This window comes from Paraburkholderia sediminicola, from assembly GCF_046027825.1.
Lineage (GTDB): Bacteria > Pseudomonadota > Gammaproteobacteria > Burkholderiales > Burkholderiaceae > Paraburkholderia > Paraburkholderia sediminicola_D.
On the sequence record NZ_JAQQDU010000068.1, the window covers coordinates 16,620 to 30,739 of the forward strand.

General features: G+C 58.1%; 12 protein-coding genes, 1 tRNA gene and 1 pseudogene. 9 read left to right on the forward strand and 5 right to left on the reverse strand.

Features of this window, described 5'->3' with window-relative positions:
• Positions 1–137 precede the first annotated feature (137 nt).
• The 6 genes from tig (at position 138) to PQQ96_RS29630 (ending at position 7,254) form a co-directional block, all read left to right on the forward strand.
• Entirely contained in the window at positions 138–1,484 is a 1,347-nt protein-coding gene (gene tig / locus PQQ96_RS29605; RefSeq protein ID WP_408299202.1) for a trigger factor, read from the forward strand.
• A 192-nt stretch (positions 1,485–1,676) separates the two neighbouring features.
• Positions 1,677–2,330 carry an ATP-dependent Clp endopeptidase proteolytic subunit ClpP gene (gene clpP / locus PQQ96_RS29610; protein ID WP_007182010.1) on the forward strand — a complete coding sequence of 218 codons (654 nt, stop codon included), beginning with the start codon at positions 1,677–1,679 and terminating at the stop codon, positions 2,328–2,330.
• 183 nt (positions 2,331–2,513) lie between these two features.
• Positions 2,514–3,785 (forward strand): ATP-dependent Clp protease ATP-binding subunit ClpX, encoded by a 1,272-nt coding sequence (clpX, locus tag PQQ96_RS29615; protein ID WP_020065906.1) that lies wholly within the window; start codon positions 2,514–2,516, stop codon positions 3,783–3,785.
• A 202-nt stretch (positions 3,786–3,987) separates the two neighbouring features.
• Positions 3,988–6,414 (forward strand): endopeptidase La, encoded by a 2,427-nt coding sequence (gene lon, locus PQQ96_RS29620; RefSeq protein ID WP_408299204.1) that lies wholly within the window; start codon positions 3,988–3,990, stop codon positions 6,412–6,414.
• A 356-nt stretch (positions 6,415–6,770) separates the two neighbouring features.
• Entirely contained in the window at positions 6,771–7,043 is a 273-nt protein-coding gene (locus PQQ96_RS29625; protein ID WP_408299206.1) for an HU family DNA-binding protein, read from the forward strand.
• Positions 7,044–7,178: 135 nt separating this feature from the next.
• Positions 7,179–7,254 (forward strand) — tRNA-Val (locus PQQ96_RS29630).
• 218 nt (positions 7,255–7,472) lie between these two features.
• Here PQQ96_RS29630 and PQQ96_RS29635 read toward each other — a convergent pair.
• Together PQQ96_RS29635 and PQQ96_RS29640 are read right to left on the reverse strand one after the other, a co-directional pair.
• The gene (locus tag PQQ96_RS29635) at positions 7,473–7,760 is read right to left on the reverse strand and encodes an AEC family transporter (protein WP_408299208.1); all 288 of its coding nucleotides are present in this window, start codon (positions 7,758–7,760) and stop codon (positions 7,473–7,475) included.
• Positions 7,761–7,862: 102 nt separating this feature from the next.
• On the reverse strand, positions 7,863–8,738 hold the full coding sequence (locus tag PQQ96_RS29640; protein WP_408299209.1) for an alpha/beta fold hydrolase: 876 nt from the start codon (positions 8,736–8,738) through the stop codon (positions 7,863–7,865).
• 757 nt (positions 8,739–9,495) lie between these two features.
• On the opposite strand from PQQ96_RS29640, the gene PQQ96_RS29645 reads away from it, so the two are divergent.
• From PQQ96_RS29645 to PQQ96_RS29655, 3 genes and pseudogenes are all read left to right on the forward strand, one after another.
• Positions 9,496–10,059: a carboxymuconolactone decarboxylase family protein gene (locus tag PQQ96_RS29645; protein ID WP_408299211.1), complete on the forward strand. Its 564-nt coding sequence runs from the start codon at positions 9,496–9,498 to the stop codon at positions 10,057–10,059.
• Positions 10,060–10,175: 116 nt separating this feature from the next.
• On the forward strand, positions 10,176–10,577 hold the full coding sequence (locus tag PQQ96_RS29650) for a hypothetical protein (RefSeq protein ID WP_408299213.1): 402 nt from the start codon (positions 10,176–10,178) through the stop codon (positions 10,575–10,577).
• Positions 10,578–10,589: 12 nt separating this feature from the next.
• Positions 10,590–10,925: pseudogene (locus PQQ96_RS29655) on the forward strand (c-type cytochrome); the annotation flags it as partial.
• Positions 10,926–10,945: 20 nt separating this feature from the next.
• On the opposite strand, the gene PQQ96_RS29660 reads toward PQQ96_RS29655, so the two are convergent.
• Genes PQQ96_RS29660 through PQQ96_RS29670 form a run of 3 tightly spaced genes read right to left on the reverse strand, consistent with a single transcriptional unit; the run spans position 10,946 to position 14,086 of the window.
• On the reverse strand, positions 10,946–12,058 hold the full coding sequence (locus tag PQQ96_RS29660) for an amidohydrolase family protein (protein ID WP_408299214.1): 1,113 nt from the start codon (positions 12,056–12,058) through the stop codon (positions 10,946–10,948).
• Positions 12,059–12,092: 34 nt separating this feature from the next.
• A complete protein-coding gene (locus tag PQQ96_RS29665; RefSeq protein ID WP_408299216.1) occupies positions 12,093–13,727 on the reverse strand; it encodes a cation acetate symporter in 1,635 nt (544 codons plus the stop codon).
• A gap of 2 nt (positions 13,728–13,729) precedes the next feature.
• A complete protein-coding gene (locus PQQ96_RS29670) occupies positions 13,730–14,086 on the reverse strand; it encodes a DUF485 domain-containing protein (RefSeq protein ID WP_408299218.1) in 357 nt (118 codons plus the stop codon).
• Between the last annotated feature and the right edge of the window lie 34 nt (positions 14,087–14,120).

A 14,120-nucleotide genomic window follows, 5' to 3' on the forward strand; every position in this document is an offset into this window, starting at 1 on the left:
ACCCAACCGTGCTGCCGGCGGCCTGCAAGCCCGCGGCGCAGGCGCGCAATCGATGCCAGACGACGCAAACGCGACATCGAAAAGCGGCACGGAGAAGATAACTGATTCGCTCGAATAATTTTAGGACGATTGAAGCCATGGCTAACGTTGTTGAGAACCTCGGCAAGCTCGAACGCCGCGTCACGATTTCCCTGCCGAAGGACGCCGTGCAGAAGGAAGTGGATTCGCGTATCCGTCAACTCGCGAAGAACGTGCGCATGCCGGGTTTCCGCCCGGGCAAGGTGCCGCTCAAGATGGTGACGCAACAGTATTCGGGCCAGGTGGAAGCCGAAGTGCTGAGCGACAAGGTCGGCAAGGAGTTTTTCGACATCAGCCGCGCCGAAAACCTGCGCGTTGCCGGTCAGCCGAGCTTCGCGCCGAAGGCCGACGCTGCTGAAGGCGACTACGCGTTCGACGCGACGTTCGAGGTGTATCCGGAAGTGAAGCTGGGCGACGTCGCCACGGCTGAAATCGAACGCACTACGACCACCATCAGCGAAGCGGAAATCGACCGCACGCTGGACATCCTGCGCAAGCAGCGCGTGCATTTCCACGCTCGCGGCGAAGCCGGCGAGCATGGCGACGGCGGCGCGGACACGGCGGCTAAAGACGGCGACCGCGTGACGGTCGACTTCGTCGGCAAGATCGACGGTGAAGTGTTCCAGGGCGGCAGCGCTGACGATTTCGCATTCGTGCTGGGTGAAGGTCGCATGCTGCCGGAATTCGAAAAGGCAGCGCTGGGCCTCGCGGTCGGCGCATCGAAAGAATTCGATCTGGCTTTCCCGGCTGACTATCACGGCAAGGACGTCGCTGGTAAGACCGCGCAATTCACGATCACGATGAAGAAGATCGAATGGCCGCACCTGCCGGAAATCGACGGTGAATTCGCGAAGTCGCTCGGTATCGAAGACGGCGATCTGGTCAAGATGCGCGCTGAGATCAAAGACAATCTCGAGCGCGAAGCGAAGCGTCGCACGCAAGCTATCGTCAAGAACCAGGTCATGGACGCGCTCCTGAAGATCTCGGAACTCGACGTGCCGACCGCATTGATCGCACAAGATCAGGAACGCCTGGTCGGCATGGCCCGTCAGGACCTCGAGCAACGTGGCGTGCCGAACGCCGCTGACGCACCGATCCCGGCTGAAATGTTCAAGGAACAGGCTGAGCGTCGCGTCAAGCTGGGCCTCGTGCTGGCTGAGCTGGTCAAGGCTAATGAGCTGCAAGCGAAGCCGGAGCAGATTCGTGCCGAAGTCGACGAATTCGCGAAAAGCTACGAAGACCCGAAGGAAGTCGTCCGCTGGTATTATTCCAATCAGCAGCGTCTTGCCGAAATGGAAGCGTACGTCGTTGAAGCCAACGTCGTCGATTTCGTCCTCAGCAAGGCCAAGGTGACGGACAAGGAAGTAAGCTTCGAAGAACTGGCAAGCGCAACGGCGCAAGCGTAAGCGTCGCTGTAACGGCGTGCCGGCTGTCGGAGCGACGGCCCGCACGCCGTTTTTTTGTGCTGTGAAAGTGCGTTGCGTTTTGCACGGCGTTGCACACCGCGTCCGCACTGATCGCGCACTTGAATACGGGCTTGTCGGCCGCACCTGTCTAGCATCTAATATTTAGAATATTTCCAGACAAGGATCCATTGCATGACCTTTCGCGCCCAAATGCTGGACACGTTGACCTCCCAGTCGTCCCGGGATCTCGAAGCGCAGGCGCTCGGACTGGTGCCGATCGTCGTGGAAACGAGTGGCCGGGGTGAGCGCTCGTATGACATCTATTCGCGTCTGCTGAAGGAACGCATCGTGTTCCTGGTCGGCGAAGTGAACGATCAGACGGCCAACCTCGTCGTCGCGCAGATGTTGTTCCTTGAAAGTGAAAATCCGGACAAGGACATCAGCTTCTACATCAACAGCCCGGGCGGTTCGGTTTCGGCCGGGATGGCGATCTACGATACGATGCAGTTCATCAAGCCGGACGTCTCGACGCTGTGCATGGGCCTCGCGGCCAGCATGGGCGCGTTCCTGCTGGCAGCCGGCGCGAAGGGTAAACGCTTTGCGCTGCCGAATTCGCGCGTGATGATTCACCAGCCGCTGGGCGGCGCGCGTGGCCAGGCGTCGGACATCGAAATTCAGGCGCGTGAAATTCTGTACCTGAAGGAACGGCTGAATCATCTGCTCGCGCACCACACCGGCCAGCCGGTCGAGCGTATCGCACGCGACACCGACCGGGACAATTTCATGTCCGGCGATGACGCGCAAGCTTACGGTCTGGTCGATCAGGTGGCGCACAAGCGTCCTTGAACCGGTGCGGCCTCGTCCCAAAACGGGGCGAGACCGTCATCGGATCGGTTGTGAAATAATCAAGACTCGTCCGAGCGCCTGCGGCAAACGCCGTTATCCTGGCTCAAGCCCCGCCGCGCGCAAATCGCGAGGCAGGGGCAAACGGCGTATCATGTAATCGAGTGTCCGGAGGCTCGCACATCTATGGCGGACAAGAAAGGTTCTAACAGCGAAAAGCTGTTGTATTGCTCGTTCTGCGGCAAGAGCCAGCATGAAGTCAAAAAACTGATTGCCGGCCCGTCGGTGTTCATCTGTGATGAATGTATCGACCTGTGCAACGAAATCATCCGCGATGAGGCTGCAGGGGCGGGCATCGAGGCGGGCTTGTCCAAGTCCGATCTGCCGAGTCCGCAGGAAATCCGTGAAATCCTCGACCAGTATGTGATCGGTCAGGAACGCGCTAAGAAGATTCTCGCGGTCGCGGTGTACAACCACTACAAGCGCCTCAAGCATCTCGATAAGAAAGACGAGATCGAGCTGTCCAAGAGCAACATCCTGCTGATCGGCCCGACCGGTTCTGGCAAGACCTTGCTCGCGCAGACGCTCGCACGCCTTCTGAACGTTCCGTTCGTTATTGCCGATGCAACGACGCTGACGGAAGCCGGCTACGTCGGCGAAGACGTCGAGAACATCATTCAGAAGCTGCTGCAGAACTGCAATTACGAAGTCGACAAGGCCCAGCGCGGCATTGTCTATATCGACGAAATCGACAAGATCAGCCGCAAGTCCGACAACCCGTCGATCACCCGTGACGTGTCGGGCGAAGGCGTGCAGCAGGCCTTGCTGAAGCTGGTTGAGGGCACGATGGCGTCGGTGCCGCCGCAGGGTGGCCGTAAGCATCCGAATCAGGACTTCATCCAGGTCGATACCACCAATATTCTGTTTATTTGCGGTGGCGCGTTTGATGGCCTGGAGAAGGTCATCGTCGACCGTACTGAGAAGACCGGGATTGGCTTCGGTGCGAGCGTGAAGAGCAAGCAGGACCGCGACGCCGGCGAAGTGCTGCGCGAAGTGGAGCCGGAAGATCTGATCAAGTTCGGCCTGATTCCTGAGCTGATCGGCCGTCTGCCGGTGGTGGCTACGCTCGGCAAGCTCGACGAAACGGCGTTGATGAAGATCCTCGTCGAACCGAAGAATGCCTTGGTGAAGCAGTACCACAAGCTGTTCAATATGGAACGCGTCGAGCTTGAGATTCGCCCGGCTGCGTTGCAGGCTGTCGCACGTAAGGCGATTCGTCGCAAGACGGGCGCTCGCGGTCTGCGCTCCATCCTGGAACAGGCGTTGCTTGACGTCATGTATGATTTGCCGCAGATGAAAGGCGTTAGCAAGGTCATCATCGACGACAACGTGATTGACGGTGACGGCAAGCCGCTACTGATCTACGAAGACGCGCCCAAAGTGGCGGGTTCGAACTGATCGGCTTTCGGGTTCTGCAAAAAAAGCCGTTCATGGCGACGTGAACGGCTTTTTTCGTTTATCGTGTGGTCAGGATTGTTGTTTTCACTATGGAGTCACTGAACCTTCGGAGTCACTGAACTTTTCCCACACGCGGAGGCTTGCAATCTTTTCTGCTGGCCTCACCTATCGAACGAACTGATTCCACTCATGGGGAAATGAAATGTCAGGAACCCAACTCCTTCCGCCGGAACGCATTACGCTCCCGCTGCTCCCGCTGCGTGACGTAGTCGTCTTCCCGCACATGGTGATTCCGCTCTTCGTAGGCCGCCCGAAGTCGATCAAGGCTCTCGAAGCAGCGATGGAAGGCGGCAAGCACATCATGCTCGTCGCCCAGAAAACGGCTGCGAAAGATGAGCCGACCGAAAAGGACATGTACGAAGTAGGGTGTGTTGCCAACATCCTGCAAATGCTGAAGCTGCCCGATGGCACCGTTAAGGTGCTCGTCGAGGGCTTGCAGCGCGCGAAAACGCTTTCCATCGAAGAGCAGGAAACGCAGTTTTCGTGCGAAGTCATGCCGCTCGAACCCGACCACGCCGACAGCGCTGAAACTGAAGCGCTGCGCCGCGCGATCGTGTCGCAGTTCGACCAGTATGTGAAGCTGAACAAGAAGATCCCGCCGGAAATCCTGACGTCACTGGCGGGCATCGACGAGGCTGGCCGTCTGGCCGATACGATCGCGGCGCATCTGCCGCTCAAGCTCGACCAGAAGCAGCACATCCTCGAAATGTTCCCGGTCATCGAGCGCCTCGAGCATCTGCTCGCGCAACTCGAAGCCGAGATCGATATCCTGCAGGTTGAAAAGCGCATCCGTGGGCGTGTGAAGCGCCAGATGGAAAAGAGCCAGCGCGAGTACTACCTGAACGAACAGGTCAAGGCGATCCAGAAGGAACTGGGCGAAGGCGAGGAAGGTGCGGATCTCGAGGAACTCGAGAAGCGCATCACGGCTGCCCGCATGCCGAAGGAGGCGAAGAAGAAGGCCGACTCCGAGCTGAAGAAGCTCAAGCTGATGTCGCCGATGTCGGCTGAAGCGACGGTCGTGCGTAACTACATCGATACGCTGATCGGCCTGCCGTGGCGCAAGAAGAGCAAGGTCAACAACGACCTCACGAATGCGGAGCGCGTGCTCGACGAAGACCACTTCGGTCTCGAGAAAGTGAAGGAACGCATTCTCGAGTATCTCGCGGTCCAGCAACGTGTCGACAAGGTCAAGGCGCCGATCCTGTGCCTCGTTGGGCCTCCGGGTGTCGGTAAGACGTCGCTGGGTCAGTCGATCGCTCGTGCAACGAACCGCAAGTTCGTGCGCATGGCGCTTGGCGGCGTGCGCGACGAAGCCGAGATTCGCGGTCACCGTCGTACGTACATTGGTTCGATGCCGGGCAAGATCCTGCAAAGCCTGACCAAGGTCGGTGTGCGCAATCCGCTCTTCCTGCTCGACGAAGTCGACAAGATGGGCCAGGATTTCCGTGGCGATCCGTCGTCGGCGCTGCTGGAAGTGCTCGATCCGGAACAGAACCATACGTTCGCCGATCACTACGTCGAAGTCGACTTCGATCTGTCGGACGTGATGTTCGTGGCGACCTCGAACTCGCTGAACATTCCGCCGCCGTTGCTTGACCGGATGGAAGTGATCCGTCTGTCGGGTTACACGGAAGACGAGAAGGTCAGCATCGCGCAGCGTTACCTGTTGCCGAAGCAGAAGAAGAACAACGGCCTGAAGGAAGGCGAGGTCGATGTGACGGAATCCGCGATCCGCGACATCATTCGTTACTACTCGCGTGAATCGGGCGTGCGTTCGCTCGAACGTGAAATTTCGAAGATCTGCCGCAAGGTCGTGAAGATGCTTCTGCTGAAGAAGGCGGAAGGCGCGGTGAAGGTCGACGCGAGCAATATCGACACGTTCCTTGGCGTACGCAAGTACGACTTCGGTCTGGCTGCCAAGGAAAATCAGGTTGGCCAGGTCACGGGTCTCGCGTGGACGGAAGTGGGCGGCGATTTGCTGACCATCGAAGCCGCGGTGATGCCGGGCAAGGGCAATGTGATCCGCACGGGTTCGCTCGGCGACGTGATGAAGGAATCCGTCGAAGCTGCGCGCTCGGTGGTCCGCTCGCGTTCGCGCCGTCTGGGTATCAAGGACGAAGCGTTCGAGAAGCAGGACATTCACATCCACGTGCCGGAAGGCGCGACGCCGAAAGACGGTCCTTCGGCCGGTATCGCGATGACAACCGCGCTGGTGTCGGTGCTGACCGGCATTCCGGTCCGCGCCAATGTCGCGATGACGGGCGAAATCACGTTGCGTGGAGAAGTTCTGCCGATCGGTGGCCTGAAGGAAAAACTGCTGGCAGCGCATCGCGGCGGTATCAAGCTGGTGCTGATTCCGGAAGAAAACGTCAAGGACTTGACGGAAATTCCGGACAACGTGAAGAACGCGATCGAAATCGTGCCGGTCCGGTGGATCGACAAAGTACTCGAGTTGGCGCTCGAACGTGTGCCTCAGGCATTGCCGGACGAAGAGCCGAAACCGGCTGCGCCTGTCGCAGCGGCTGAACCTGGCAAAGACGCCGGTGCAACGGAAGTCTTGAAGCACTAAGGTAGTCAGCGGCGAAAGCTGCTTGCTGGTCAAAAAACCCGCGGTCCAGGCCGCGGGTTTTTTATTGATGGCGAGATGCCGAAAGACGCCTCTGGAACGCACGCAATCCCACTTTCTGAGCAAAGGGCGTTCTCCGTCGCCGACTAGTTGCGCTCGCATCGATTGGCGGCAAGATTTGGTTATAGGATGCGCACTCCAGAACCCTCGAAATCAGGCTCAACCCCGCTTGACACAAGGGTTTCGGCCAATTCTAATGAGTCGGCTCGGCGTTGGCCGTCAGCCGCGTGATGTCAGGTGCTGCAGAGCGCCGTCACGATTGCCATAAACATTCGCCATAAACATTCTCGGGGGTTGGAATGAATAAAACGGAATTGATCGATCACATTGCGCAAGAGGCCGATATTTCGAAGGCTGCGGCAGGGCGTGCACTCGATGCGGTGATCGGTGGGGTCAAAGGTACGTTGGAGAAAGGCGGTTCGGTGACGCTGGTGGGTTTTGGCACGTTTGCTGTTGGCAAGCGCACCGCGCGCACGGGCCGCAATCCGCGCACGGGCGCCGCCATCAAGATCAAGGCAGCGAAGGTCCCTAAATTTAGGCCTGGCAAAGCTCTGAAGGATGCGCTAAACTAATGGGCTTGCTGCTTGAGGAATTGCAGATTCGTTAGAAAGAAGTGCAGCGAATCCTGCGTGACTTGGTGTCGCATCAATTGCAGCGCAAGTTGATCAATCAGGCAGTAAAAGCAGAAACACACTGAATCGCGAAACGGGTGCTTAGCTCAGTTGGTAGAGCGGCGCCCTTACAAGGCGTAGGTCGGGAGTTCGAGCCTCTCAGCACCCACCATTCCGTTTCACGATTAGTGTCCGGGTAAGTCCGAAGAGATCTGCTGCAGTACCCTAAAACCCGCGTGGCTATTGGCTCCGCGGGTTTTTTTGTTGCCTGTTGCCGATCAAAAGACTGCCAACAAAGGCCAGCGAAAGCTGGACTTTTATCGTTGTATTTTTGCCGCCTGTGACCCTCCACGGGTCAGGTATACAACGATGGTTCGCTCTCCACGCACGTTATAGGCGAGTCCGAACAGGATTCCGAATGAGCCGCAAGGAATGAAAATACGGTAAAAGCATAACAATGACGAGAACCACAACCACAACCAGAACGATGGGGATCGAGAAGCTGCCTCGTTGCATCTTTGCCGTATAGACGAACAACGCGAATGGAAGGGCATAATCGACGAGCATCGTGTTGATCGACGCAAGTGCCATTTTTCCCTTGCCGATCTTCCCTGCGAAATAGCCTGCTCCCATCGAGAAAAAGAAGGGGATCAAGGCGTAAGAAATTTCATGGAGCATAGAGACCGCGATGGGGCAACGCTCGGCGTATTTGACGAGCGGACCTGAGCAGGACGGAGGGGGCAGGGTCGGTGATCCAACCTGGTGAGATATCGTTCCGACTCAACCTTTCCAGGTTTCCAGAAAATCAAGCAATAGTGTATTGACCCGTTCCGGTTGCTCTTCCTGCGGTAGATGTCCGCACTGCGCAATGGGTTCCGCGCGCAGATGAGTGGCCATTCCCTCCCAAACCGCTTTCATGTCGAACATTCCACCTACCGCATAGAAGTCTTCGCCCCAGATGGCCATGGTCGGGCAGGCGATTTTGGTGTCCGCATCGACAAGATCCTGTTTCACATCCTCGTTATTCGCCCGGTAGTCGGACATCGCGCCGCGTAGGGCACCCGGCCGCTTATAGGCCCTGACGTAGGTGTCGAAGTCGGCCCCTTCGATTGCATACGGGTTGTAGCACCAGTCCGCGAAAAAATGATGAAGCCACTCCGCTTCCTTGCCGCTAATCAAAGTCTCCGGCAGATCCGGGACGAGATGAAACAGGAAGAACCAGTAAGCACGTGCAGTTTGAGCGGTCGTGTTCTGCGCCACGACGCGCGTCGGTACGTTGTCCATCACCACCAGCCGGTCGAGGCGCTGCGGGTGATCTTTAGCAAATCGTGTGGCTACGCGCGCCCCCCGGTCATGACCGACCAGAGCGATTCTGTCGATGCCGAGGTCGTCGAGCAGGGCCAGCAGATCCAGCGCCATATTGCGCTTGTCATAGCCACTTGCCGGCTTGTCGGTTTCACCGTAACCGCGAAGATCGGGCGCGATGACGCGAAACTTCCTCGCTAGAACTGGGATCTGAAAACGCCACGCGAAGCTGGTTTCGGGAAAGCCATGCAGCAAAACGACGATCGGGCCGCTGCCCGAATCAAGGTAGTGCTGGCGAATGCCGTTCGCCCGGCGTGTGTGATTGACGATGGGATTGGCGGTCGAAGTCATGTCGTCTCTCTTGCTGTGGAACTTGATGGTATGAAGCTGACAGCGCTTCGATACGGGGCCACACACGAGATCGCGCTATCGAAGAACGAGCCGGGAGAGTTAGGTGCTTCGGCCTTGGTGATGGGATTTAACCAATAGCCGGGACCCTGAGTGCGCACCTGAGGCGTGGCGGCCGTTGCAGAGGGAGGAGCGAGGGCAACGACCGGGAGAAGCGCAAACAGCAATCTGAAGGCGAGATTCCGGACATGGCGCATGGCGTGCATAGGTCATTCCCTTCTGTCACGCTGCATCGATTGACCGCGCCTGCCGCTGCGTGGCGCGACGGGTTACCGGACAAAAAGGCTTACCGCAGCAGGGTCACGCCGTCTCGTTGCAACATCCGTCACTAGCGATTCTTGAGCGTTGCTTGAGCTTAGTCGAGCGCACGTTTCGCCGCAGACTAAATCTTCTGAATCATTCTGAATGGGCATTTGAACGGCTAGTCGCCGTGCGCTCGTGCGCCACAGATAACATTGATATCGGTCCGGTCGGTCCGGTCGGTCCGGCGGCAGCGTGGATCGGCGTCGCCAACTGTTGCCTCCGCGCTGAACCCGCGAGCGTAGCAAACCGACGTATTATCCTTAGCAATCTTAAGAATATTTATCTGGTTGTTCTGACTTGCCCAAATTAAGGTTTGAACATTAGCAACGGCAATGCGCGCCGCGATGGGTGGTTCTGACCGATGTATCCACGGTTCCTGTCTCCTGGAAAGTATTTTATGCGCCTCGCTCCAATCGCTCCGCAGAATCTCACTGCGGAACAACGCCCGCTCTACGATGACATGAAGGCTGGCATCGAGGCGAAGTACAGCCTCTTCACGACCATTCGTGATGACGGCGCGATCACGGGGCCCTGGAATGCATGGCTTAATGAGCCGGAGGTCGGCGCTGCGTTCTGGAATACCACCAAGGCAATGACACGCTTCTCAGTGATCCCGGACCGGATTCGACAAATCGTCATCCTGGTGGTGGGGACGCGCTTTGGCGCTGCATACGAGTTGTATGCACATGGCGCAGTAGCGAGGAAGCACGGCTTGAGCGATCAATTCATTTCCACGCTCGTGTCTGGAAGCCGCCCAGAAGGCATGACAGACGAGGAAGGGCTGGCGTACGACGTGGCGCATGCGCTAAGCGCCGGCCACAAGCTTCCCGATGGTACTTATCGGCGCGCCATCGCGTTGTTTGGGCAGCGGGGTACGAATGAGCTGATTTATCTTGTCGGCCACTACTGTTTTGTCTCGGTCACGTTGAACGGCTTCGATATTCCCGTTCCGGTGGAGTAGGCGCGCAGTGACGGCCGAGGTCGGGGCACTAATCGGCAGTGCTGCCGTTTCTGCAATGGCGGGCGCTCGGCCACGCCGACGGTCTGATCGTGCTTCGGGAGCCCAGGAGGAGTGCTATGAAGATCATCGGCATCTCGCCTTCCCGGCGCGCATTTCTGCGCGGTGTGGCAAGCGCTGCGCCCGTTGCGGTTGCCGCCAGCGGCGGGGCGTTGGTCTCGGTAGCGTGTCGCAGGGAAATAAGCGAGACGTTCTACCGGCCAAAGTTATTTGGCCCCGATGACTGGCCGGCGCTCGTCGCGTTCTTGCGAAGCGGCCGCAACACGCGCACAGCATCGTTTGGCGCAGTGAACGATGTGGCGGTCCATTCGACGCAGTACATGACTGATGCAGATCTGACGAGTATTGCGGTCTATCTCAAGTCGTTACCGCCGCATAAGAAAGGCACCGAGCCGTTTGCGTACAGTGCGGCCGTCGCTACCGCGCTTTATAACGGGCGGGTGTCAACGCCAAGCGCGTAGCTCTACCTCGACCGCTGCGCAGGTTGTCACAGGTCTGACGGTAAAGGCAATGGGAAGGCTTTTCCGGCACTCGCTGGAAATCCTGTGTTGCAAACCCAGGACCCCACTTCCGCCATTCATATCGTGCTTTCAGGAGCCTCCATGCCCGCTACGCGAACTGCGCCATCCGCGATGACGATGGGTTCTTATGCCTCGGTGCTCAATGACCAGCAGGTCGCCGATATCGTGACCTTTGTGCAAACCGGCTGGGGGAATCAAGGGGCGTTTGCCACGGCAGAGCAGGTTGCCAAAGTGGGAAAATCGTCCAGACCCGTTGATCCGCACGGCTGGACTGCGAAAATCCCTTGAGCGCCCTGCGGCGGGTCTGTTTAGATTCTCAGAAGCTTCGCGGCATTTCCACCCAGCACGAGATTCCTCTGCTCAGGCGGAAGGGCGAGCCGGTCGAGAAAACGGACGGGTTGCTCGTAGCCCATGTCGAAACAATAATCGCTGCCGAGCACCAGCCGGTCGATCCCGATGTTTTGAATGAGAAAATCGAGCACGGGCCCGGAGTGAGAGACGGTGTCGTAGCTGAAGCGTCGCAAATAGCTGCTCGGCTTTTGTGCAAGCCATCGCGTCTCCGGCCGCGTAGTCCACCCCGCGTCGATTCGGCCCATGAGGATGGGAAGCGCGCCGCCCGCGTGCGGCAACGTGACTTGCAACTCCGGGTGCCGGTCCAACACGCCGCCCAGGATGAGATGCGAGCCGGCGATGGCGGTATCGAACGGGTTGCCGAGCAGATTGCTCAGGTAAAAGTCCGCCAGCCTCGAGCCGCCGACCGTTTGCTGCGGATGCAGAAAAACAGGCAGCTTGTGTTGTTCTATCCGTTTGAAAACGGGCTCGAACAGCGGGTCATCGAGATCCCGGTTGTTGATGTTCGTTCCCATATAGACGCCTCGGACACCGGGTAGCTCCGCAGCGCGATCCAGCTCATCGATAGCATCGCTCGCGTTCAACATAGGGAGCGTAGCGAGTACAACAAACCGGGCGGGATGCTGCAGGTAGACCTTGGATGCTGCGTCATTCCAGGTGCTCGCCAGCTTCGCGTTGAATGCGCGGTCGCCCCAGTACGCCATCGGTACACTTAAGGACAGTGCCTGAATATCGACGCCGGAGCCGTCCATGTCCTTTAAACGCTCGTCGACGTCGATGAATTTCATCGGCAACGGACCCAGGGCGCCTGCCGGGGTCTGAAAGGAGAATGAACTGGCGTCGCAAGTGAATCGCCCACCAAATTTCTTACCGTCGCCTCCCACGAGATCACAGTAGCTCTCGGGGTAGTAGTGGGCATGGATATCGATCGAGCGCGTGACGCCCGTGGTGATAGTCGATGCCGCCTGCGCAGCGGTGGCGGACACTCCTGCCATGACGCCGCCAGCAAGTGCTGTGATAGCACCGAGGAATTGACGACGTTTGGACGATACACAGCAAGCACAATCCATGAATCTGTCTCCGTTTGTATAGGTTGAAGTGCGATTAGCCCTGTTCCACCATGCCCAGCTCGCAGTTGACGAGCTGGTTGTCATACAGGCTGCGCTCCCGAGCCGCATGTGGCGACCTGTCGGTGATGGAGAAGACGAAAATACCGGCGAATGCAACGATCATCGAAAAGAGAGCGGGGTATTCATACGGGTAGATGGCATGGGCATGTCCAAGCACCTGAACCCAAACCGTAGGACTGAGAATGGTCAGCGCGACGGCCGTAAGCAATCCTAGCGAGCCGCCCCAGACTGCACCACGCGTGGTCAATCCTCGCCAGTAGATGGAGAGCAGGATCACGGGGAAATTGGAGCTGGCTGCGATCGAGAAGGTAAGGCTCACGATGAAGGCAATATTCTGCTTTTCGAATGCAATCCCGAGCAGGATGGCCAGTACGCCAAGCACGAGTGTTGTCATGCGTGAGACATGCATCTCCTCGCGGTCCGAAGCTGTGCCTTTACGAATCACATTTGCATACAGATCATGCGAGATTGCCGACGAGCCGGCAAGCGTCAGACCCGCGACGACAGCCAGAATGGTCGAGAACGCCACCGCGCAGATAAAGCCAAGAAAGATGTTGCCGCCGACCGCGTGGGCGAGATGGATCGCGACCATGTTTGCGCCACCGATCACGGCACCCGATGATGTGTGATACCGCAGGTCGGTCGCGACCAGGGCAATCGTGCCGAAGCCGATAATAATAATCAGGGCATAACCGATGCCGACAATGCCGGTCGCGTAAAGAATACTTTTGCGAGCAGCCTTGACGTTACCCACCGTGAAGAATCTCATCAGGATGTGGGGCAATCCAGCTGTTCCGAAGATCAACGCGAGACCCAGCGACACGGCGGAGACCGGATCCGACACGAGACCGCCCGGACTCATGATCGCCAGATGTTTAGGATGCGCGAGAATCGCTTGTGAGAAGAGTGCGTTGAGGCTGAACCCGAATCGATCCAGCACCATGAACGCCATGAATGCCGCACCGGCCAGCAGAAGAACCGCCTTGATAATCTGGATCCACGTGGTTGCTAACATACCGCCGAAGAACACATACACGACCATCAAAACCCCGACGATCACTACGGCAATTGTGTAATTGAACCCAAACAGCAACTCGACGAGCTTGCCTGCACCCACCATCTGCGAAACCAGATAGAGCAGAACGATCACGATCGAACTCGACGCCGCAAATGCGCGTATTGGACCTTGCTGCAGGCGGTACGATACGACGTCAGCCAGGGTATAGCGCCCGAGGTTGCGTAGCGGCTCGGCAATCAGAAAGAGGATGATCGGCCAGCTGGCGAGAAAGCCGATCGAGTAAATCAAACCGTCGTAACCGCTCGTAAAGACGAGGGCCGAAATGCCAAGCAATGACGCAGCGGACATATAGTCGCCGGCAATCGCCCAGCCATTCTGGAAAGCCGTGATCTTCCCGCCAGCGGCGTAGTGGTCGGAAACGCTGTGGTTCTTTCGGGCTGCCCACCGGGTAATCAGAAGCGTAGAGGCGACGAACACCAGAAACATGCCGATCGCAATGGGATTGTGTCCCTGTGCGACGCCCGATGGACCCGCGGCCAATGCGGGAAGGGTTGTGAGCAGCAAGCTCACTAAGACAGACAGGTGTTTCATGGTTAGGCTCCGTTCCTGATCTCGCTAATGGCGCGATCGTAAGACGAGTTTGCACGTACGACGTACACGGCTACGAGGACGAACGTGAAAACGAACATCCCAAAACCGATGGGGATACCCCACGTCATCGGGTAACCCTGGGTGACGGGATTGCCGAGCAGCGTTGGCGAAAAGGCGAGCGTCAGAATAAAGGCGAAGTAGACGATCAGCATGAGGATCGTCAGCGTCCATGAGAACGCCCGGCGTGTACGCACCAGCGCTATGAAGCGCGGATCGCTCAGCAAAGGATTGGCCGTAACGGGCCGGTCAGCGGCGCCATGCGGCTCGGCGGCCTGGTAGGTTGGGACAGTGTGCTCCATGACGTCTCCTTGCGAATCGCCCTTTATCTGCCTG

Coding starts and splice junctions, on each gene's coding strand:
- tig (WP_408299202.1), top strand. CDS start 138: ATGGCTAACGTTGTTGAGAACCTCGGCAAGCTCGAACGCCGCGTCACG.
- clpP (WP_007182010.1), top strand. CDS start 1,677: ATGACCTTTCGCGCCCAAATGCTGGACACGTTGACCTCCCAGTCGTCC.
- clpX (WP_020065906.1), top strand. CDS start 2,514: ATGGCGGACAAGAAAGGTTCTAACAGCGAAAAGCTGTTGTATTGCTCG.
- lon (WP_408299204.1), top strand. CDS start 3,988: ATGTCAGGAACCCAACTCCTTCCGCCGGAACGCATTACGCTCCCGCTG.
- PQQ96_RS29625 (WP_408299206.1), top strand. CDS start 6,771: ATGAATAAAACGGAATTGATCGATCACATTGCGCAAGAGGCCGATATT.
- PQQ96_RS29635 (WP_408299208.1), bottom strand. CDS start 7,760: ATGCTCCATGAAATTTCTTACGCCTTGATCCCCTTCTTTTTCTCGATG.
- PQQ96_RS29640 (WP_408299209.1), bottom strand. CDS start 8,738: ATGACTTCGACCGCCAATCCCATCGTCAATCACACACGCCGGGCGAAC.
- PQQ96_RS29645 (WP_408299211.1), top strand. CDS start 9,496: ATGCGCCTCGCTCCAATCGCTCCGCAGAATCTCACTGCGGAACAACGC.
- PQQ96_RS29650 (WP_408299213.1), top strand. CDS start 10,176: ATGAAGATCATCGGCATCTCGCCTTCCCGGCGCGCATTTCTGCGCGGT.
- PQQ96_RS29660 (WP_408299214.1), bottom strand. CDS start 12,058: ATGGATTGTGCTTGCTGTGTATCGTCCAAACGTCGTCAATTCCTCGGT.
- PQQ96_RS29665 (WP_408299216.1), bottom strand. CDS start 13,727: ATGAAACACCTGTCTGTCTTAGTGAGCTTGCTGCTCACAACCCTTCCC.
- PQQ96_RS29670 (WP_408299218.1), bottom strand. CDS start 14,086: ATGGAGCACACTGTCCCAACCTACCAGGCCGCCGAGCCGCATGGCGCC.